This is a genomic window from Streptomyces sp. NBC_00637 (genome assembly GCF_045161545.1).
In the GTDB taxonomy this organism is placed as follows: Bacteria; Actinomycetota; Actinomycetes; order Streptomycetales; family Streptomycetaceae; genus Streptomyces.
Genome location: NZ_CP109046.1, coordinates 3777018 through 3797169 on the forward strand (window position 1 = coordinate 3777018; position 20152 = coordinate 3797169).

Here is a 20152-nt window from a genome sequence, read left to right on the forward strand (position 1 = left end):
TCCTCTTCTCGCCCCGTTCGCCGCAGTCAGGAGCCTTTCCGTCATGGGTGACAACGTCATTCGCCTGCACAAGAACACCGACCCGCCGGCCGTGACCACGCTGACCGTGGTCCCCGAACCGGCACCGACCCCGCTGTGGGTGCGGTCCGGCCGCGCCGTCAAGCACGCCGTCACGCACGAGCACACCAAGACCGCCGCCCGTACCATCGCCCGCCACAGCCTCTACGTGGTCGGTGGCGCGCGGATCGTGGGCCGTCGCACGTGGGACGGCCGGACCGCCGCCCGCTACGAGCGCTACATGCGCACGGCGGAAGCCGCGGGGAACATGGAGCTGGCCGCCGAGTGGGAGGAGCGCGGACAGCGCTACCGCGACGCCCGCCACCGCCGCCGCATGGACCTGCTCCACTCCCCCCTGGACGCGGGCAAAAGCGCGCTGGTCGGCACCGGGATGGGCATAGGCGGCCTGGTCGCCCTCGGCATCGTCATGGCCATCGCCACCAAGGACCTGTCCGACGTCGTCACCCCGCTCATGGCGGCCGTCGACTTCATCAACCTTCTGATCACCATCGTTCAGGTGGTCTGGGGTCCGCTAGTCACCCTGGGCCCGTTCCTCGCTCTCCTCGCGCTGTGGGCGGTCGGCAGCAAACAGCAGGCCGCACCCGCGTGGGCTCTGCCCGCCAACGTCCGCAACAGTGTGGGTGAGCCGATCACCCCCTCGATCGTGGTCAAGGCTCTGCGCGACCTGCGAGTGCCCGACCTGGCCAAGGCCATCAAGGAGATGGGCGACGCCGGCGCCTCCATGCTCGGACCCATCCGGATCGCCGGATGCGGTGTCGAGGTCGACGTCACCCTTCCCTCTGGGGTGTCGACGAACGAGGTGCAGGCCAAGCGGCGCAAGCTCGCCGAGAACCTCACCCGGCACGAGCACGAGGTGTTCATCATGATCGCGGAGGCAGCGCGCACGGTGCGGCTGTGGATCGCCGACTCGGGTGCGCTGGACGAGCCGATCGGCCCGTCCCCGCTGGTCACCGACGAGACCATGACCGCGAACTACAAGACCGGTAAGGCCCCGTGGGGTCAGGACCTGCGCGGGGATGCCGCCGCTCTCAGCCTCTACCAGCGGCACCTGCTCATCACCGGTCTGTCCAACCAGGGCAAGACCGCCGCGCTCCGGTCGCTCGCGCTGTGGCTGGCGCTGGACAAGTCGGTGCAGTTCTGGATCGGTGACCTCAAGGGCATCGGCGACTGGAAGATGTTCAACGGCATCGCCGACGTCCTCATCGAGGGGCCGACCGACGATCACGTCATCCAGGTCACGGAGATGGTCGAGAACGCCGTGGCGGAGATGAACCGCCGTCTCCTGGCGCCGTCCGGAACGGTATTCCCGCCGCTCATCGTGATCGTGGACGAAGCGCAGGTCGCGTTCATGTGCCCGGTCAAGGACGACGAAAAGCGCCCCTACGGCGGCTCCTCCTCCACCTCCCGCTACTTCATGGCCGTCCGCAAGATCCACAACCAGGGGCGCGCGGTCGACGTGCTGCTGTGGGAGGGCACCCAGGACCCCACCGACCAGAACCTTCCCAAACTGGTCCGCGAAGGCGCTCACACCCGCGCCTCCCTCGTGCTGGGCACCGAATCCCAGGCGCGGATGGCGCTGGGGGACAAGGCCATCAACGGCGGCGCAGCCCCGCACCTGCTGCGCCAGGGCCTGGACAAGGGAACCCTCGTGGTCGCCTCCGACGGCATCGAGATCCCCAAGGGCCAGACGTCCATCACCGTGCGCACCCACTTCATCGACGACGACCCGGCCGCCGAGGTCGCCGCCCGCGCCAAAGCCCTGCGCGACGGCGTCACCACCCTGCACGCCATCGAGCGGGGCGAGGAGCGCGACCCGCTCGCCGACATCGCATCCGTGGTCGGCAACGCGGCGCGGGTGCGCACCCAGGACGTCATCAAGGGGCTCGCGCTGCTGAACGAGGACGCTTACGGCGGGTGGTCATTCACCGACCTCACCCGCGTCCTGGACGGCACCGGAGCCGAGCCCTACAAGTCCGACGGAGTCAAGGTCATCGGCCGCGACCGCCTCGCCCGCGCCCTCGTCAACCGCGACGGAGACGGTTCCGCTTCCGCCTCCGAGTAGAGGGAGGCACACCCTCCCCGGGTCAGGGAGGCAGGGAGAACTCCCTGAACCCCTCCCTGACCCGCATCCCTGGTCCTGACCTGCACGAATGATCCATCAGGGAGGCAGGGAGGCGCGCAGGTCAGCACCCCTGAAACCCCCTCCACAGCCCACCTAGCAGGGTGTGCCTCCGCCTCCCTGACTCACCGCCAGAAGGGATTCCGCATGTACCCCGAGCACGCCCACAACACGCCCGCGCTGCGGTCCGTGGAAGTCCACCACCCCACCCCCGTCACCCCGGCCACGCCGTACGCGGCACCCCTCGTTCCCGTCCAGCCGGGCAGCGTCCCGACGGTCGCGAGCGTGGTCCTGCCGGACGGCCGTGTCGTCACCGGATACGCCGTCACCCCCATGCAGACCGAACCGGTCGCCACCAAGCCGGCCGTGTCCCAGACGGCGGTGAACGTCGCCCTCGGAGGCGTCGGGTTCCTCGCCGTCTGTGGGGGGCTGCTGATGCTCACCACGTTCATCACCGCGCTGGCCGCACTGGTCACCCAGCTCATCACGCTGGCCGCCGTCATCTTCGGCGGGTGGATCGCCGTGCAGATCTTCAGCAGCAACCGCCACGGCTCCGGGACCACGGTCAACATCCGCAAGGCCGTGATCAAGCGCAACCGCTTCTACCAGTAGCTACGCCAAGGGCGGCCCCCGTTCTCGCCAAAGTCCGGGGCCGCCCTTGCCCAACCAGCCCACTACAGACCTGTTGGAGGTCACCCAGCATGCAGCAACCCACCACCATCGGGCGAGTGCTCGCCTTACTCTCCCGGATCGAGCCCCTTCGGGTGCTGGACGCCTACTCCTGCATCGGCGGCGGCACCGAGGGCTACCGGCGCGCGTTCGGGAACTGCCACATCACCGGCGTCGACATCCAGGCGCAGCCGGACTACCGGGGCGACGCCTTCCACCAGGGCGACGCGGTCGAGTACATCCGCGCCCACGGGCACGAGTTCGACTTCATCCACGCGTCCCCGCCGTGCCAGGGCGAGGGAGCCCCGACCAAGGGCACGAACGCCGCCCGCAACAAGGCGATCGGCCGCACCTACCCTCGGCTCATCGTCCCCACCCGGGACGCGCTGGAGGTTACGGGCCGGCCGTACGTCATCGAGAACGTGCCCGGTTCCGAGGTGCGTAAGGACGTCCGCCTGTGCGGGGAACAGTTCGGGCTGGCCGTGCTCATGCACCGCTACTTCGAGTTGGGCGGCTGGACCACCGCGCAGCCAGCCCACCCCGAACACCGGGGCTACGTGCGCGGCTACCGACACGGCGAGTGGCGGGACGGCCCCTACGTCGCCGCCTACGGCAAGGGCGGTGGCAAGGCCACCGTCGCCGAGATCCGCGACGCCAAGCGGATCGACTGGTCGACGGATCACCTCAGGCTGCGCGAGGCGCTCCCGCCCGCCTACACCGAATGGATCGGGCGCGCGTTCCTCGCCGCCCACGCTCCCGCGCTGGAGGTGGCCGCATGACCACCGCCGCGCCCCTGCTCGACACTGCGCTCATGCTGGCCGGACACGGCATCCCGCCCCTGCCGCTGCGGGCAGGGAAGGTGCCGTTCGGGAACTGCCCGGACTGCGCGAAGAACGCCTGCGGTGGCCGGCCGAACATGAAAACCCCCGGCCCCTGCACCTGCCCGCGCCCGTGCCACGGCTGGGCCGCCGCCACCACCGACCCGAACGTCATCAACTCGCCGACATGGGCGCGGGCGTGGCGGGAAGCGGCGGGATTGGCCTATCACCCCGGCGGCGCCGGCCTCACGGTCGTGGATCTCGACAACGCGGAAGCCATCGCGTGGGCCCGTACGAGCCTGCCCGCGACGCTCACCGTGCCCACGACCCGGGGTGAGCACTGGATCTACCGGGGCGCCATGCAGGGAGCCAACGCCGTACGTCCCGGCGTCGACATCAAGTCCCTTATGGCATACGCCCGTTGGCTCCGACCCGGTACCGGCGCCATGGCCGCTCTCCCGGACTCTGTCCGCGCGCTGACCGTCAAGGAACCGTCCACGGCCCGCAGGTCGCCACAGACGCTCTCAGTGCCCCTCAGTGGCCAGCGGGGAGCGTGCCCGCACCGTACGTCGACCTATCTGGACCGTGGGATCGCCATGGCGGTGCAACGCATCACCGAGGCCCGCGAGGCGGTGCATGCCACCGTCTACCGGACGTTCCTCGCCGTGCTGTCCACGCATGGCCGGTGCGGCTGCCTCACCGACGCTCACACCACACGGCTGTTCACCGCCGCGCAGGCCAGGGGCGAATCGCCCCGGCACTGCACCGACGCGTGGACCAACGCCCTGACCACGCTTGGACTGAGCCATGTCTGAGGACGAGAAGAACCCCGCCCGCCAGATCATCGCGGATTACGCGCAGTCCCACTTCCGCTACTTCCGCACCGCCGACGGGACCGTGTACGCGCAGAAGAACGGCCACCCCGTGGCCCGCCCGATGCGCTCGCAGGGCACCACGGGCAGCCACCGGCAGGAACTCATGGTCGGCCTGTTCAAGGACGGTCGCGGCGTGTTCAACGGATCAGCGATGAAGGAGGCGTTGGACTTGATCGAAGCGCTCGCGCTGGAGTCGGACACGCACGCCGTGCACATCCGCGTTGCCCCCGGGTTCGACGGAGCGACATGGCTGGACCTGGGCCGCGACGACGGACAGTCCGTCCGCATCCACCCCACCGGCTGGGACATCCTCACCCCCGACCCCCATGAAGTGTGCTGGCGGCGGACACAGCTCACCGGGGAACTCCCGGTGCCGGTCAAGGACACCGACGGCAAGGGGATCGACCTGCTGATGCGGCTGTGCAACTTCGCCAACGCCGAAACCGAATGCCTGGCCATCGCTTGGCTGATCGGCTGCCTCGGACCCTCCGTACCGGTCCCCGCGCCGTTCCTCACCGGACCCCAGGGAGCAGGCAAGTCCACCGGCGGCCGGATGCTCACCAGGATCATCGAGGGCATGAGCGGCGACCTGCGCCGGGCACCGAAAGACGAAGAGAACCTGATCGCGGCGGTCGCAGCGGGATGGATCACCGCGCTGGACAACCTCTCCCACATGACGCCGGACCTCTCCGACGCCATGTGCTGCATCGTCACCGGAGCCGAGAGCGTCAAACGCGCCCTGTTCACCGACGGGGACGTCTTCCGCGTCGGCTACCGCCGGCCGCTCCTGCTGACCGGAATCGACGTCGGCGTCATCCGGCCCGACCTCGCCGAACGGCTCCTGCCCCTGCGCCTGGAACGGCCCCGCGTCCGCCGCACGGAGGCGGAACTGTGGGCGGACTACGCGGAAGTCCTGCCCGTCGTCCTCGGCTCGCTCCTGGACCTCACCGTCAAGGTCCGAGCCGTGGAGGCGGAGACGCCCACCGATCTGCGCATGGCGGACTTCGCGCACCTGTGCGCGCAGTTCGACGCAGCCACCGGGCTCGGGGCCCTGCCCGCGTACCGGGCCAGCCTCGACGACCTCAACGACGACGTGATCGAAGGCGACCTACTCGCACAGACCGTCCTCCGCCACGCCGAGACCATCGAGCCGGGCGCCGCGCAGCAGATGACGTCCACCGAGTGGCTGCACTGCCTCAGCCTTCTCTACAGCGGCGACGAATGCCGTGCCCTGCCCAAGGGCTGGCCGACCACCGGGAAAGTCCTCTCCGACCGGCTCAAGCGCCTCCAACCGACGCTGGCCGCCCGGGGCGTCCTCATCGACTCGGGCCGGACCAAGGCGGGCCGCTACCTCGAAATGACCCGCACGGCCGCCCCGACCCTGCCTCCACACGAGCAGCAGCGGCTGCACTGACCCGCGATCCGAACGCCAGGGACAAGCAAGAAGAGCACCAGTCCGGTGGCGCGTGCTCCTCTTGCTGTTCGGCGAACGCCGCCCCAAGGTCGCGCCGCGCAGCGGCTCCTTCTTCGATCTGTAAGGCGCACCCCAACTACAACAGCGGCCCCTTCTTTGTCCTAAGTAGGAAGACGCTGCGTCACCTGCGTCACCCGAGCCGGAAAACAGCCGCTGATCTGCGACAACAGCGATGACGCAGACGGCTCGCTCTGCGTCATCCTGCGTCACCTGCGTCACCCGGTGACGCAGCCGGTGACGCACCGGTGACGCAGCCCCGATCCGCAGCGTCACCCAAACCCGCAGGTCAGAAGCCTGAATGACGCAGGTGACGCGGTGACGCAGAAATCCGAACCTCGGACAGACTCCGGTCTGGGACCCGCGTACAACTCCCCTTGGCAATGCCGAACTGCCCTGGAGGCACCCCGGATGAGCACCGCGATTGCCGCCCCCATCGATCGGCTCCTGTACAAGCCCGAGGAGGCGGCCGAGGCCCTCGCCATCGGCCGTTCCACCGTCTACGAGCTGATGGCCGAAGGCTCCCTGAAGTACATCAAGCTGGGCCGCACACGCCGTATCCGACGTGCGGACATCGAGGCGTACGTCGAGAGCCTCGCCACACTGCCCAACTGACCAGAGCCCGCACCAGAGGCGCCCTGAGCACTGCTCGGGGCGCCTCTCGCATGGAGGATCAGATGAGCCCCCGCAAGTCGAACCTGGAATCCACCATCTACTTCGGCGATGACGGCTGGTGGCACGGCCGCGTCACCATGGGCGTGCTGCCCGACGGGAGCCCCGACCGCCGGCACCGCATGGCCCGCACCGAGCCCGCCGTGCGGCGCAAGGTCCGGGAGCTGGAGAAGCTCCGCGACGAGGGGCGCGCCACCAAGGCGGGGAGGAAGCCCACGGTCGGACAGTGGATGGAGACTTACCTGACCGACATCGCGAGCTGAAGCTCAAACCCCGCTCGCTCGACGACTACTGGTCCAAAACCCGCAACGACATCATTCCCGGAGTCGGGAAGCACCGCATCGACAAGCTCGCCCCCGAGCACCTTGAGCAGATGTACCGGGCGATGCTCGACGCCGGGCGCGCCCCGTCCCACGTGGTCAAGGTGCACCGCATCCTGTCGCGGGCCCTGAAGATTGCCCACCGCCGCCGGATGATCGGCGAGAACGTCGCCATGCTGGTCGACCCGCCCAGCATCGAGGAGACCGAGGCAAACCCGTTCACCCAGGAAGAGGCCAAGGCGTTCCTGGAAGCGGCGGCCAAGCGGCCCACCTCCATGCGGTGGATCGTCGGCGTCGGCATGGGGTTCCGGCAGGGCGAAACCCTGGGACTGCGGTGGCCGTACGTCGACCTACAGGCCGAACTGTTTCACCCCCGGTGGCAACTCCAGCGGCTCACCTGGCGGCACGGCTGCGGTAACGCGCACGCCTGCGGGATGCGCCTGCACCGCTTCGAGCCCTGCCCGCCGAACTGCGCCATCCACAAGGGCTACAAGCGCGGGTGCCCAAAGCCGTGCGCCAAGACGTGCGTCAAGCACGCGAGTACCTGCCCGGACCGCAAGGGTGGAGGTCTGGCCTTCACCCGCCCCAAGACCAGGAAGAGCACGAACCCGGTACCGATCCCGCCGGCGTTCATCCCCTACCTGCTCGCGCACAAGGCGCAGCAGGACGAACTTCGGGAGGCGGCCGGCGAACTCTGGCAGGAGCACCAGGCCGTGTTCACCCGGGCCGACGGACGTCCCATCGACCCCCGCGACGACTGGGGAGAGTTCAAGGAGCTATTGGCGGAGGCAGGCATCGGGGACCGTCGCCTCTACGACGGGAGCCGCCACACGGCGGGAACGATCCTGAATGAGCTGGGGGTGGACATGCCTACGATCATGGAGATTCTGCGGCACACCCAGATCAGCCAGACGCGCCGCTACGTCAAGGGCCGCTCACATCTTTCGAAGGACGCCATGCGTCGCATGGGAGACACCTTCCTGCCCGCCCCGGAACCGGCTCCTAAGCCCACAACTGAGACTAGGGACAGCCGCGCGGCCCGCGCTCAGCGCCGTCGCCGCATCCGGTAAAAGCAAAAGCCCCAGGTCACGGCGAGTGAGTCCTGAGGCTTCGGCAGAGCCGCCTTCGGGATTCGAACCCGAGACCTACGCATTACGAGTGCGTTGCTCTGGCCATCTGAGCTAAGGCGGCGCGCTGTCCACACCATGGTGCGATCAGCAACGTCGGTAAGTCTACACAGTTTCCAGGGGTGCTCCGAACGGGCCCCGGGAGCGCCCTCCCGGGGCCGCGCCGGCGGCTACTTGCAGCGCTTGCCGTCCGCCGGAGGGGTCCCGTGGAGGAGGTAGGTGTCGATCGCGGAGTCGATGCACGTGCTGCCGCGGCCGTAGGCGGTGTGGCCGTCGCCCTCGTAGGTGAGGAGGCGCCCCGAGGCGAGCTGGTGGGCGAGGGACCGGGCCCAGCCGTACGGGGTCGCCGGGTCCCGGGTGGTGCCGACGACGACGATCGGGGCGGCGCCCTTCGCCTCGATACGGTGCGGCTCACCCGTGGGCCCGACCGGCCAGTAGGCGCAGTTCAAGGAGGCCCAGGCGAGGCCCTCGCCGAAGACCGGGGAGGCCTTCTCGAAGGACGGGAGCGCCTTCTCGACCTGGTCGGGGGTGGTGAAGGCCGAGGGGAGGTCGAGGCAGTTCACCGCCGCGTTGGCGGCCATCAGATTGGCGTAGCGGCCGTCGGCGTCCCGCTCGTAGTAGCTGTCGGACAGGGCGAGCAGGCCCGCGCCGTCCTTGTCCTTGATCGCCGAGGTCAGCGCCTCGCGCAGCTGCTCCCAGGTGCTCTCGTCGTACATCGCCGCGATCACCCCGGTGGTGGCGAGGGACTCGCCGAGCTTGCGGCCGTCGGGGTCGCCGGTGGGGATCGGGTGCGCGTCGAGTGTGCGGAAGAAGGCCTTGAGCTTCTCGCCGACCTTGGCGGGAGCCGTGCCCTTCTTGCCGAGCGGGCAGTCCGCCCGCGTGACGCAGTCCTTCGCGAACGACTGGAACGCCGTCTCGAACCCCGCCGTCTGGTCCAGGTTCAGCCGGCGGGCGGGCAGCGACGGGTCCATCGCGCCGTCCAGGACGAGCCGGCCCACTCGGTTCGGGAAGAGCCCCGCGTACGTCGCGCCGAGGAACGTCCCGTATGACGCCCCCACGTACGTCAGCTTCCCGTCGCCCAGGACCGCGCGCAGGATGTCCATGTCACGGGCCGCCTCCACGGTGGAGACGTGCCGCAGCAGCCGTGGCGAGTGCGCGCCGCAGCCCTCCGCGAACTTCTTGTACGCGTCGACGAGTTCGTCGGTCTCCCCTTGGTCGTCGGGGGTGGTGTCCGTCTGTGTGTACGTGTCCATCGCGGACCCGCCGAGGCACTCCACGGGCTCGCTGCGGGCCACGCCCCGCGGGTCGACGGCGACCATGTCGTAGCGGGCGCGGACCCCGGCGGGGTAGCCGATGCCGGCGTACTGCTGGAGGTAGCCGACCGCCGAGCCGCCCGGTCCGCCCGGGTTCACCAGCAGCGAGCCGAGCCGCTTTCCCGGGCCCGTCGCCTTCTTCCGGGCGACCGCGAGCCGGACGTCGCCCGCGCCCGGGTCGGCGTAGTCGAGCGGCGCCTTCAGGGTGGCGCACTCGAAGCCGGGCACACCGCAGCCGCGCCAGCTCAGCTTCTGTCCGTAGTACGGCGCCAGTGCCGCCGGCGTGGCCCGCGGCAGCGCGACGAGCGCCGCCACCGCCGTCGAACCGGCGGAGCTGGTCGACTCCGCGGCGGAACAGCCGGAGACGAGCAGCGCGGCGAGCGAGAGGAGGGTGACGCCGGTGCGGGACCTGCGGAAAGAGCGCCTGAGGTACATCCAGCGAGCGTAACTCTGCGCTATGACGCGAACGCCGTACGTACACGAACGAACACGGACGAGTGACGCCGGTCAACCCGGGATGGACGCGAGCGCCGATGCCGATGCCGTGCCCGGCGCCCGCTGCCCGACGCCGGGCATGGACGCGGCGGGTCAGCCCGCTCTCAGCGCCATCGTCATCGCCTCCACCGCCAGCAGCGGAGCCACGTTGCGGTCGAGGGCCTGTCTGCACCCGGCAATGGCCTCGATGCGCCGCAGGGTGGACTCCGGGCTGCTGCCCCGGGCGAGCCGCTCCAGGGCGTCCTCGGCGTCCACGTTGGCGATCGCGACGCGGGAGCCGAGCTGGAGGGCGAGAACGTCACGGTAGAAGGCGGTCAGGTCGGTGAGCGCGACATCGAGGCTGTCGCGCTGCGTACGCGTCCTGCGGCGCTTCTGCTTGTCCTCCAGGTCCTTCATCACACCCGCCGTGCCGCGGGGCATCCGACCGCCTCCGACCGCGCCCAGCGCCGCCTTCAGCTCCTCGGTCTCCTTGCCGTCCATCTCCTCGGCGAGCTGCTTGGCGTCCTCGCTCGCCGCGTCGACCAGCTCCTGGGCCGCGCGCAGACAGCCGCCGACGTCGTCCACGCGCAGGGGCAGCTTCAGCACGGACGCACGGCGCGCGCGGGCGGCGGGGTCGGTGGCCAGCCGCCGGGCCCGGTCGACGTGCCCCTGTGTGGCCCGGGCGGCGGCCGCGGCGACGGCCGGTTCGATGCCCTCGCGCCGGACGAGCATGTCGGCGACGGCGTCGACGGAGGGCGTGCGCAGGTTCAGGTGCCGGCAACGCGAACGGATGGTCGGCAGCACGTCCTCCAGGGAGGGTGCGCAGAGCAGCCAGACCGTCCGTGGAGCGGGCTCCTCGACGGCCTTCAGGACGGCGTTGGCGGACTTCTCGTTCAGGCGCTCCGCGTCCTCGACGAGGATGATCTGCCAGCGGCCCGTGGCGGGCGAGGTGTACGACTTGCGGACCGTGTCGCGCATGTCCTCGGCGAGGATCTGCGAACCGACGGCCACGACGGTGTTGACGTCGGCGTGGGTACCGACGAGGGCCGTATGACAGCCGTCGCAGAACCCGCAGCCCGGGACGCCGCCGAGCGCCCGGTCCGGGCTCACGCACTGGAGGGCGGCCGCGAACGCCCGCGCCACCTGGATGCGACCGGCGCCGGGCGGGCCGGTGATCAGCCAGGCGTGCGTCATCTTCGACGTCTCCGGCGGCGGGGCGGCGGCACTGGCCGCGGTGACGAACGCGTCGGCGTCCCGGGCGGCGGCGACGAGCTGCTCGCTGACCTTCTCCTGCCCGACGAGGTCGTCCCACACGGTCATGCGTCACGCCGCCCTTTCGTCACGTTTCGCGGTGCGGCTTCCATTGTGCGGGGTGCCACTGACAATCGAGCCACGGGTGAGGTCGCCGGTCGGTGCCGCGGCCGGCGGGACGGCCGGCGGCGGCCGTGACGCTCAGCGGCGTCGGCCCCGCCCGCGACCCTCGTCGTTGCCTTCCTCGTCCCGGCGCGGGCCCAGCAGTTCGTCCGCCAGCGTCGGCAGATCGTCCAGCGGAGTCTCCTCGGCCCAGTCCGGACGGGGTCGCTGACGGGGCGCGCCCTCCTCGTCGAGCTGCGGCAGCTCGCGCGTACGGTCGTCGGCCCCGTCGGGCCGCGCTCCGTCCCGCTCGCCCCGCTCGTCGCGGAAGTACCCCGGCGGCACCCGGTCCGAAGGGTCCCGGTCCCGCACGGGAGGCAGCACGGCCGTCTCGTCCTCGGCGCTCTCGCCGCGCACCGGAGGCAGTACCGCCGTCTCGTCCGCGGCCCCCGGCGGGATCGACGGCTGCGGCAGCTCGGCCGTCACCTCGGCGTCGGCCCCGCCCGCGGAGCCGGACGGCTTCGCGGATCCGGACCCGCTGCCCGACGCCTTCGCGGACGGCCGGGAAGGCTCCGCGGGCTCCTTGTCCATCCGGATCGGCGGCAGCACCGCCGTCTCGTCCACCGGCCCGCCCGACGCGTTCGTCGGAGTCACCACCGGCGTCGGCACGGTCACCGCCTCCGGCGGGACCGCCGGAGCAGCCGCCCCCGAGGGGCGCGCCGGCTTCGGTCCCACCTGCGCCGCCGCGGCGGCCTGCTCCGCCGCGCGCCGGGCCTGCTCGGCCCGCACCAGCGCCTCCTCGGCCTTGCGCTGCTTCTCCAGGCGCCGGGCCTCGGCCTCGGCACGCAGCCGCGCCTCCTCCTCGGCCTGCCGGCGGCGCCGCTCCTCCTCCGCCTTGCGGCGGGCCTCCTCCTCGGCGCGGGCCTTCTCCTCGGCGAGGAGCCGCACCCGCTCCTCCTCGGCACGCCTGCGTGCCTCCTCGGCGCGCAGCCGCGCCTCCTCGGCCTGGCGTTCCGCCTCGCGCCGCTGCGCCTCCTCCAGCTCGCGCCGCTTGCGCTCCTCCTCCTCGGCACGCAGCTTGGCGAGCTGCTCCTGGCGCTCACGCTCCAGGCGCTCCTCCTCGGCCTTGCGGGCGGCCTCTTCCTCGGCCTTGCGGCGGGCCTCCTCCTCGGCCTTCCTACGCGCCTCCTCCTGGGCCTTGATCTCGGCCTCGGACAGGGGCAGCAGCTGGTCGAGCCGGTGCCGGACGACGGTGGTGACCGCCTCCGGCTCCTGGGCCGCGTCGACCACCAGGTAGCGGCCCGGGTCGGCGGCGGCCAGCGTGAGGAAACCGGAGCGCACCCGCGCGTGGAACTCGGCCGGCTCCGACTCCAGGCGGTCCGGCGCCTCCGTGAAGCGCTCGCGGGCGGCCTCCGGCGACACGTCCAGCAGGACGGTCAGATGCGGGACCAGGCCGTTGGTCGCCCAGCGCGAGATCCGCGCGATCTCGGTCGGGGACAGGTCGCGGCCCGCGCCCTGGTAGGCCACGGACGAGTCGATGTACCGGTCGGTGATGACCACGGCGCCGCGCTCCAGGGCGGGCCGGACGACCGTGTCGACGTGCTCCGCGCGGTCCGCCGCGTACAGCAGCGCCTCCGCGCGGTGCGAGAGCCCGGCGCTGGAGACGTCCAGCAGGATCGAACGCAGCCGCTTGCCCACCGGCGTGGCCCCCGGCTCACGCGTGAGGACGACCTCGTGGCCCTTGGCCCTGATCCACTCGGCGAGTGCCTCGGCCTGCGTGGACTTGCCGGCGCCGTCGCCGCCCTCCAGGGCGATGAAGAAGCCGGTCCCGGCCGACGTGGGCACCGGGTCGTCGCCACCCAGCAGCGCGTCCCGCAGGTCCTGCCGCAGGGGTACGCCGGAACGGTCGTCGACCTTGGCCAGCACCAGCGCGGCCACCGGCAGCAGCAGCGCGCCGACCAGCATCAGCGTGAACGCCGCACCGCCGTGCGCGAACACGAACCTGCCGGTCTCGAGCCGGTGCGGGCCGATGAGCGCCGCCACCAGCGGGGCGATCACCACGCCCAGTGCCACCACGACCCGTACGACGGCGTGCAGGTGCTCCGTCGTCCGCGCCCGGCGGTGTTCCTCGGTCTCCTGGTCGAGCAGGGCGTGCCCGGTGTTGGCGGCGACGCCCGCGCCGACGCCGGCCAGGGCCAGGATCAGCAGCACGCTGGTGACGTCCGGGACCAGCCCGGCGGCCAGCAGCGCCACGCCGGTGAAGGCGATGGCCAGCGCGAGCAGCCGGCGTCGCGACAGCGCCGCCAGCACCTTCGGCGCCGTACGGACGCCGACGACGACCCCGCCGGTCAGCGCGAGCACGAACAGCCCGTAGAGGACCGGGCCGCCGCCCAGGTCCTTGGCGTGCAGCACGGCCACGGCGACGGCGGCGGCGATCGCCCCGGCGACGGCGGCGCAGGCGAGGATCAGCAGCGGGATCGCGCCGGTGCGGCCCGCGTCGACGCCGGTGGCGTTCCTGGGACGGCGCAGCCCCTCGAGCGGCGACCGCGCGCGCGGGGTGCGCACCGCGGGCAGCTCCAGGAAGGTCACGATGGACAGCGACCCGGCGAAGAGTCCTCCGGCGACATAGGAGGCGAGGGCAGCCTGGTGCTGGCCGAACCACTCGATCCCGGCGCCCAGAAGATTGTTGAACAGTGCCGCGACGACCAGGGTGGCCGCGCCCAGCGGGATCGTCACGAAGCCCGTGCGCAGCGACAGGCGGCGCAGGGCGTCCATGTGGTCCGGCAACGGCCGTACGGTCGCGCCCTCCAGGGGCGGGGCGGGCAGCAGGGCCGGCGACGCGCTCTCGCGGGCGACCGTCCAGAACCGCTCGGCCACCCCGGTCACGAACACCGTGACCAGCAGCAGCGCCAGGGCGTCGTCCGGTGTCCAGTCGATCCACAGCGGCGCGACGATCAGCAGCGCGGCGCGCACACCGTCCGCGCCGACCATGGTCCAGCGGCGGTCGAGCGGGCCGTCCGGCGAGGTCAGTGAGGTCAGCGGGCCGAGGAGGACGGCGCCGAAGAGGAGGGTGGCCAGAATGCGCACCGCGAAGACGGTCGCCACCGCGAAGGCGACGCCGCGGTACCCGCCCCCGAAGGAGCCCTCCACGATGGCCGCCTGGAGGACGAGGAGGACGAACACCAGGAGTGCGAGGGCGTCTCCCACCCCGCTCACCAGCTGTGCGCTCCAGAGCCGCTTGAGCTGCGGCTCGCGCAACAGGGCGCGCACGGCGCGCTCGCGGGAGTCCGCCACCAAGGCGTCGTCCGGTGCCGGGTGGTGGGCCGTTGGCTGCTCGGCTCGCGTCATGCTTTCAGCCTATCGGCCGCGACTGACACCCTGTCGCCCCCGTCCACGCGTGCGACCGCCCCGACACCAAAGTGATGCCGGGGCGTTGGTTTCGCGAACGACCTCGAGGGAACGTCGACCGCGCTCCGCGGTCAGATCGGGCGTCCCACCGGTCCCACCGGCCCCACCCCTCGTACCGATCGGCACCCGATCAGTCGGGTCGCCGGTCGGCCGACGGGCGGGACGGCAGGTGGTGGATCAGTCCTCGGACGAGGACGGGGAGGCCGTCGCCTTCTTCGCGACCGTCTTCTTCGCCGTCGTCTTCTTGGCCGTCGTCGTCTTCGCGGCGGTCTTCTTGGCAGCCGTCTTCTTCGCCGGGGCCGCCTTCTTCGCCGTCGCCTTCTTCGCGGTCGCCTTCTTCGCCGTCTTCTTGGCGGGCGCCTTGGCGCGCTTCTCGGCGAGCAGCTCGAAGCCGCGCTCCGGGGTGATCTCCTCGACGCTGTCGTCGGAGCGCAGGGTCGCGTTGGTCTCCCCGTCGGTGACGTACGCGCCGAAGCGACCGTCCTTGACGACGACCGGCTTGCCGCTGACCGGGTCCGCGCCCAGCTCCTTCAGCGGCGGCTTGGCTGCGGCCCGGCCACGCTGCTTGGGCTGGGAGTAGATCTCCAGCGCCTCTTCGAGAGTGATCGTGAAGAGCTGGTCCTCGGTCTGGAGCGACCGCGAGTCCGTGCCCTTCTTCAGGTACGGGCCGTAGCGGCCGTTCTGCGCGGTGATCTCCACGCCCTCCGCGTCGGCGCCGACGACACGCGGCAGCGACATCAGCTTGAGAGCGTCCGCCAGCGTCACCGTGTCCAGCGACATCGACTTGAACAGCGAGGCCGTACGCGGCTTCACGGCGTTCTTGCCGGTCTTCGGGGTGCCCTCGGGGAGCACCTCGGTGACGTACGGTCCGTAGCGGCCGTCCCGGGCGATGATCTGGTGGCCGCTCTCCGGGTCGGCGCCCAGTTCGAAGTCGCCGCTCGGCTTGGCGAGCAGCTCCTCCGCGAGCTCGACGGTCAGCTCGTCCGGGGCCAGGTCCTCGGGCACGTCCGCCCGCTGGTGACCCTCGGAGTCCTTCTCGCCGCGCTCGATGTAGGGGCCGTAGCGCCCGACCCGCAGCACGATGTCGCTGCCCACCGGGAACGACGACACCTCGCGCGCGTCGATCGCGCCCAGGTCGGTCACGAGCTCCTTGAGGCCGCCGAGGTGGTCCCCGTCGCCGTTGCCGGCGTCGGCCGCACCGCCGTGGCCGGTGCCCTCGCCGAAGTAGAACCGCTTCAGCCACGGCACGGCCTGGGCCTCGCCGCGGGCGATGCGGTCGAGGTCGTCCTCCATCCTGGCGGTGAAGTCGTAGTCGACCAGCCGGCCGAAGTGCTTCTCCAGGAGGTTGACCACGGCGAAGGACAGGAAGGACGGCACGAGTGCCGTGCCTTTCTTGAAGACATAGCCGCGGTCGAGGATCGTGCCGATGATCGACGCGTACGTCGACGGGCGGCCGATCTCGCGCTCTTCGAGCTCCTTGACCAGGCTGGCCTCGGTGTAGCGGGCCGGGGGCTTGGTGGCGTGCCCGTCGACCGTGATCTCCTCGGCGGACAGCGCGTCGCCCTCGGCGACCTGGGGCAGCCGGCGCTCGCGGTCGTCCAGCTCGGCGTTCGGGTCGTCGGCGCCTTCGACGTACGCCTTCAGGAAGCCGTGGAAGGTGATCGTCTTGCCGGAGGCGCTGAACTCGACGTCCCGGCCGTCGGCCGCGGTGCCACCGATCTTCACGGTGACGCTGTTGCCGGTCGCGTCCTTCATCTGGGAGGCGACCGTCCGCTTCCAGATCAGCTCGTAGAGCCGGAACTGGTCGCCGGTCAGGCCGGTCTCGGCGGGCGTGCGGAAACGATCACCCGAGGGGCGGATCGCCTCGTGCGCCTCCTGCGCGTTCTTGACCTTGCCGGCGTACGTGCGCGGCTGGGGCGGCAGGTAGTCGGCGCCGTACAGCTGCGTGACCTGGGCACGGGCGGCGGTGATGGCCGTCTCGCTCAGCGTCGTGGAGTCCGTACGCATGTACGTGATGTAGCCGTTCTCGTACAGCTTCTGCGCGACCTGCATGGTGGCCTTCGCGCCGAAACCGAGCTTGCGGCTCGCCTCCTGCTGAAGCGTCGTCGTACGGAACGGGGCGTACGGCGAGCGGCGGTAGGGCTTCGACTCGACGGACCGGACGGCGAACCGCGTCTTCTCCACGGCGGCGGCCAGGGCGCGGGCGTTCGTCTCGTCGAGGTGGAGGATGTTCGCGCTCTTGAGTTGCCCCAGGGAGTCGAAGTCGCGACCCTGCGCGACCCGCCTGCCGTCGACGGTCTGGAGGCGGGCGACCAGCGACGACGGGTCCGACGAGTCACCGGCTCGGCCGGTCGAGAAGGTGCCCGTCAGGTCCCAGTACTCGGCGGAACGAAACGCGATGCGCTCGCGTTCCCGCTCCACGACGAGACGGGTCGCGACGGACTGGACACGGCCGGCCGACAAGCGCGGCATGACCTTCTTCCACAGGACCGGCGAGACCTCGTAGCCGTAGAGACGGTCGAGGATGCGGCGGGTCTCCTGGGCGTCGACGAGCTTCTGGTTGAGCTGGCGCGGGTTGGCGACGGCGGCCCGGATCGCGTCCTTGGTGATCTCGTGGAAGACCATCCGCTTGACCGGGATCTTCGGCTTGAGGACTTCCTGGAGGTGCCAGGCGATCGCTTCGCCCTCGCGGTCCTCATCGGTGGCGAGGAAGAGCTCGTCGGATTCCTTCAGGAGGTCCTTCAGCTTCTTGACCTGCGCCCGCTTGTCGGCGTTCACCACATAGATCGGCTGGAAGTCGTGTTCGACGTCCACACCGAGGCGGCGGACCTCGCCCGTGTACTGGTCCGGCACCTCCGCGGCACCGTTGGGAAGGTCACGGATGTGCCCGACGCTGGCCTCGACGATGTAGCCGGGGCCGAGGTAACCCTTGATCGTCTTCGCCTTGGCAGGCGACTCGACGATCACGAGTCGGCGGCCGCCCTTCGCGGTCTCGCTGGTCGGGGACAACTTCGCTCTTCTCTCCGGTCGACGCTGGGGGCCTCACCCAGGCCTTGCTCCCGGGGTCGGGTCATGGTGACGCTGCGGAGTGTGACGGTACATCCCGCCCCCGTGTCAAACGGGAAAAGCCCGCAACGGCCACTCGAACGGTAACCCGACTACCGCCATTCCTGCCGCCCGGAGTACCGACCGGCCCTTTTCCGTACGACCGGAACCCGTCGTCCCCTTTACCGGCACGGCCGCCTCCACGCCGTTCGAACGGGGGTCCGGCGAGATACGCGAAGGCGGCCTCGGCGTCGGCCTCCTGGAGGGTCCCGCGGGTGGCCGGGCAGACGGCTTCAGAGCCGGGTGAAGCACCACACGCCGACGGCCAGCGCGGCGACGGAGGCCAGGGTCGCCAGGGTCGCCGATGCGACGGGGCTCACATCCTGGGCCACGGGTTCGCGATGCCGCACCCGGGCCGCGGTCCACATCAGCAGTGCGCCTCCGAACAGGGCGAACACCGCTCCCGCGAAGATCGTCGGCCCACTCTCCATGATCGTCCCCGCCTCTTTCGCTCGGCCCGCGCCCGCCCCGGTCACGGGAGGCTGTCACGCGCGGGCGGCGCTCCGGCGAACCCGAGGTGAACGCCGGGGCGACGAGTGGGGGCGCAGGACTCGGCGAGCGGCCGGCCGGCGGCGTCGCAGCGCGTCCCGCGAGCCGTCGGCGCAAGGCCCGCAGACGTCCCGGAGTGCGGTGGCACGCACCGGACCGGGGGCGGGCCTTTCCGGCCGTCTTCATGTGGTCGCGTCGCCGCGCTGTCGATCGGCTCACACCGCCCACGCTCTCGGCGAACCGACGCCGAGAGCGATGAAGGCGTGCGGAGCGGGAAGAACGGACCCGGTCCGGTCCATCGGGGCCCGGCCGGTTCACTCCGCCGGTTCGAGGAAACCCTGCTCCACCAGAAGGCGGATCTGGGCCGGAGTACGGTCCCGCAGCAACACGGGATCCTCGCCGACCAGTTGGGCGATGGCGTCGAGAATGCGGCCCGCGCTCAGCGAGCCGTCGCACACGCCCGCGAAGCCCGCGCCGACCGTGTCCACCTTGGTGGCCCGGCGCATGCCGCGGTGCTGGCGCAGCACGACGTGTTCCGGGTCCTCGGCGCCGGGCAGCCCGACCTGCTCCTGGACGACCTCCGTGGCCAGCCGGAAGCGCCCGGCGAGCAGGGCCGCGTCGTCGTGGGCCCGCAGGTAGTCCAGCCGGTCGAAGTGCGTCAGGACCGCGTCGCCCAGCGGCTGTTCCACCGAGTGCGGCCACTCCTCCACCGTGATCACGGGCTCCGCGGCCGTCGTCCTGCGCAGCGTGATCCAGCCGAAGCCGACAGCCTTCACCTTGCGGGCCTCGAACTCGTCGAGCCACATGTCGTAGTGCGCCTGGTACTCGGCCTGGTCGCCCCGGTGATCACCGGCGTCCCTCAGCCAGAGCTCCGCGTACTGCGTGACGTCCTGCACCTCGCGTTGCACGATCCACGCGTCGCACCCGCGCGGCACCCACGACCTGAGCCGGTCCTGCCAGTTCTCCCCCTCCACGTGCTGCCAGTTGGCGAGGAACTGCGCGAACCCGCCCTCGCTCAGCCGTTCCCCCGCCCCTTGAACGAGCGAGCGGCACAGATCGTCCCCGCCCATCCCGCCGTCCCGATAGGTCAGCCGGGCCCCCGGCGAGATCACGAACGGCGGATTGGACACGATCAGGTCGTACGTCTCGTCGTCCCGGACCGGCTCGAACAGCGAGCCCTCGCGCAGGTCCGCCGCCGGAGCCCCGGACAGCGCGAGCGTGAGCGCGGTGATGTGCAGTGCGCGCGGGTTGAGGTCGGTCGCCGTCACGCGCGTGGCGTGCCGGGCGGCGTGCAGGGCCTGGATGCCGGAGCCGGTGCCGAGGTCGAGGGCGGCGGCGACGGGCGTGCGCACGGTGATGCCGGCGAGGGTCGTCGACGCGCCGCCGACACCGAGCACGACCGCCATGTCCGCCTGGCGGCCCTCGCTCGCGCTGCCGCCCGCGCCACCGACCGCGCATCCGAGGTCGGAAACGATGAACCAGTCCTCGCCGTCCGGTCCGCCGTACGGCCGTACGTCCACCGTCGCGGCGACCTCGTCCTCCCCCGTGGGGACCAGCCAGCCGCTCTCCACGCACGCGTGTACGGGCAGGAACTCCTCCACGCGCGCGTGCGGCACGGGCTGCTGGAGCAGGAAGAGGCGGACGAGTGTCTCCAGCGGCGTGTCCCCGCGGGTCGCGCGCAGCGCGGGGACGGTCTCGCTGCGGGCCAAGGCCGCGTAGGCGGGCGCGCCGAGCAGGTCGAGGAGACCGTCCGCGGTGAAGGAGGCCGCGAGCAGCGCCTCGCGCAGCCGGGCGGCCACGTCGGGGCGGTCGGCGGTGGGCAGGGGGGAGAGGGTGGCGTTACTCACGCCCCCCATTGTCT

The 20152-nt window shown here is 71.3% G+C and carries 12 protein-coding genes, 1 tRNA gene and 1 pseudogene; 7 read left to right on the forward strand and 7 right to left on the reverse strand.

Features of this window, described 5'->3' with window-relative positions; genetic code table 11:
• Positions 1-43 precede the first annotated feature (43 nt).
• From OG440_RS16445 to OG440_RS16475, 7 genes and pseudogenes are all read left to right on the forward strand, one after another.
• The gene (locus OG440_RS16445; protein ID WP_406007570.1) at positions 44-2140 is read left to right on the forward strand and encodes an FtsK/SpoIIIE domain-containing protein; all 2097 of its coding nucleotides are present in this window, start codon (positions 44-46) and stop codon (positions 2138-2140) included.
• Between the two features lie 204 nt (positions 2141-2344).
• Entirely contained in the window at positions 2345-2809 is a 465-nt protein-coding gene (locus OG440_RS16450) for a hypothetical protein (protein WP_406007571.1), read from the forward strand.
• A gap of 89 nt (positions 2810-2898) precedes the next feature.
• Positions 2899-3645: a DNA methylase gene (locus OG440_RS16455; protein ID WP_406007572.1), complete on the forward strand. Its 747-nt coding sequence runs from the start codon at positions 2899-2901 to the stop codon at positions 3643-3645.
• Entirely contained in the window at positions 3642-4499 is an 858-nt protein-coding gene (locus OG440_RS16460) for a bifunctional DNA primase/polymerase (RefSeq protein ID WP_406007573.1), read from the forward strand. Before OG440_RS16455 ends, OG440_RS16460 begins: the two co-directional genes overlap by 4 nt.
• A complete protein-coding gene (locus OG440_RS16465) occupies positions 4492-5973 on the forward strand; it encodes an ATP-binding protein (RefSeq protein WP_406007574.1) in 1482 nt (493 codons plus the stop codon). Before OG440_RS16460 ends, OG440_RS16465 begins: the two co-directional genes overlap by 8 nt.
• A gap of 468 nt (positions 5974-6441) precedes the next feature.
• Positions 6442-6645, forward strand: a complete 204-nt coding sequence (locus OG440_RS16470) for a helix-turn-helix domain-containing protein (RefSeq protein WP_328538074.1) — start codon at positions 6442-6444, stop codon at positions 6643-6645.
• A gap of 62 nt (positions 6646-6707) precedes the next feature.
• A pseudogene (locus tag OG440_RS16475) lies at positions 6708-8092 on the forward strand (tyrosine-type recombinase/integrase).
• Positions 8093-8139: 47 nt separating this feature from the next.
• Here the strand turns inward: OG440_RS16475 and OG440_RS16480 are convergent.
• The 7 genes from OG440_RS16480 to OG440_RS16510 form a co-directional block, all read right to left on the reverse strand.
• A tRNA-Thr gene (locus OG440_RS16480) sits at positions 8140-8213 on the reverse strand.
• A 106-nt stretch (positions 8214-8319) separates the two neighbouring features.
• Positions 8320-9897, reverse strand: a complete 1578-nt coding sequence (locus OG440_RS16485) for an alpha/beta hydrolase (RefSeq protein ID WP_406007575.1) — start codon at positions 9895-9897, stop codon at positions 8320-8322.
• A 153-nt stretch (positions 9898-10050) separates the two neighbouring features.
• A complete protein-coding gene (locus tag OG440_RS16490; protein WP_406007576.1) occupies positions 10051-11256 on the reverse strand; it encodes a DNA polymerase III subunit delta' in 1206 nt (401 codons plus the stop codon).
• Positions 11257-11388: 132 nt separating this feature from the next.
• Positions 11389-14637: a dTMP kinase gene (gene tmk / locus OG440_RS16495; RefSeq protein ID WP_406007577.1), complete on the reverse strand. Its 3249-nt coding sequence runs from the start codon at positions 14635-14637 to the stop codon at positions 11389-11391.
• A 237-nt stretch (positions 14638-14874) separates the two neighbouring features.
• Complete coding sequence (topA, locus tag OG440_RS16500) at positions 14875-17706, reverse strand: type I DNA topoisomerase (protein WP_406007578.1); 2832 nt, start codon at positions 17704-17706, stop codon at positions 14875-14877.
• A 329-nt stretch (positions 17707-18035) separates the two neighbouring features.
• On the reverse strand, positions 18036-18233 hold the full coding sequence (locus OG440_RS16505; protein WP_406007579.1) for a hypothetical protein: 198 nt from the start codon (positions 18231-18233) through the stop codon (positions 18036-18038).
• A 372-nt stretch (positions 18234-18605) separates the two neighbouring features.
• The gene (locus OG440_RS16510; RefSeq protein ID WP_406007580.1) at positions 18606-20147 is read right to left on the reverse strand and encodes a methyltransferase; all 1542 of its coding nucleotides are present in this window, start codon (positions 20145-20147) and stop codon (positions 18606-18608) included.
• Positions 20148-20152 lie beyond the last annotated feature (5 nt).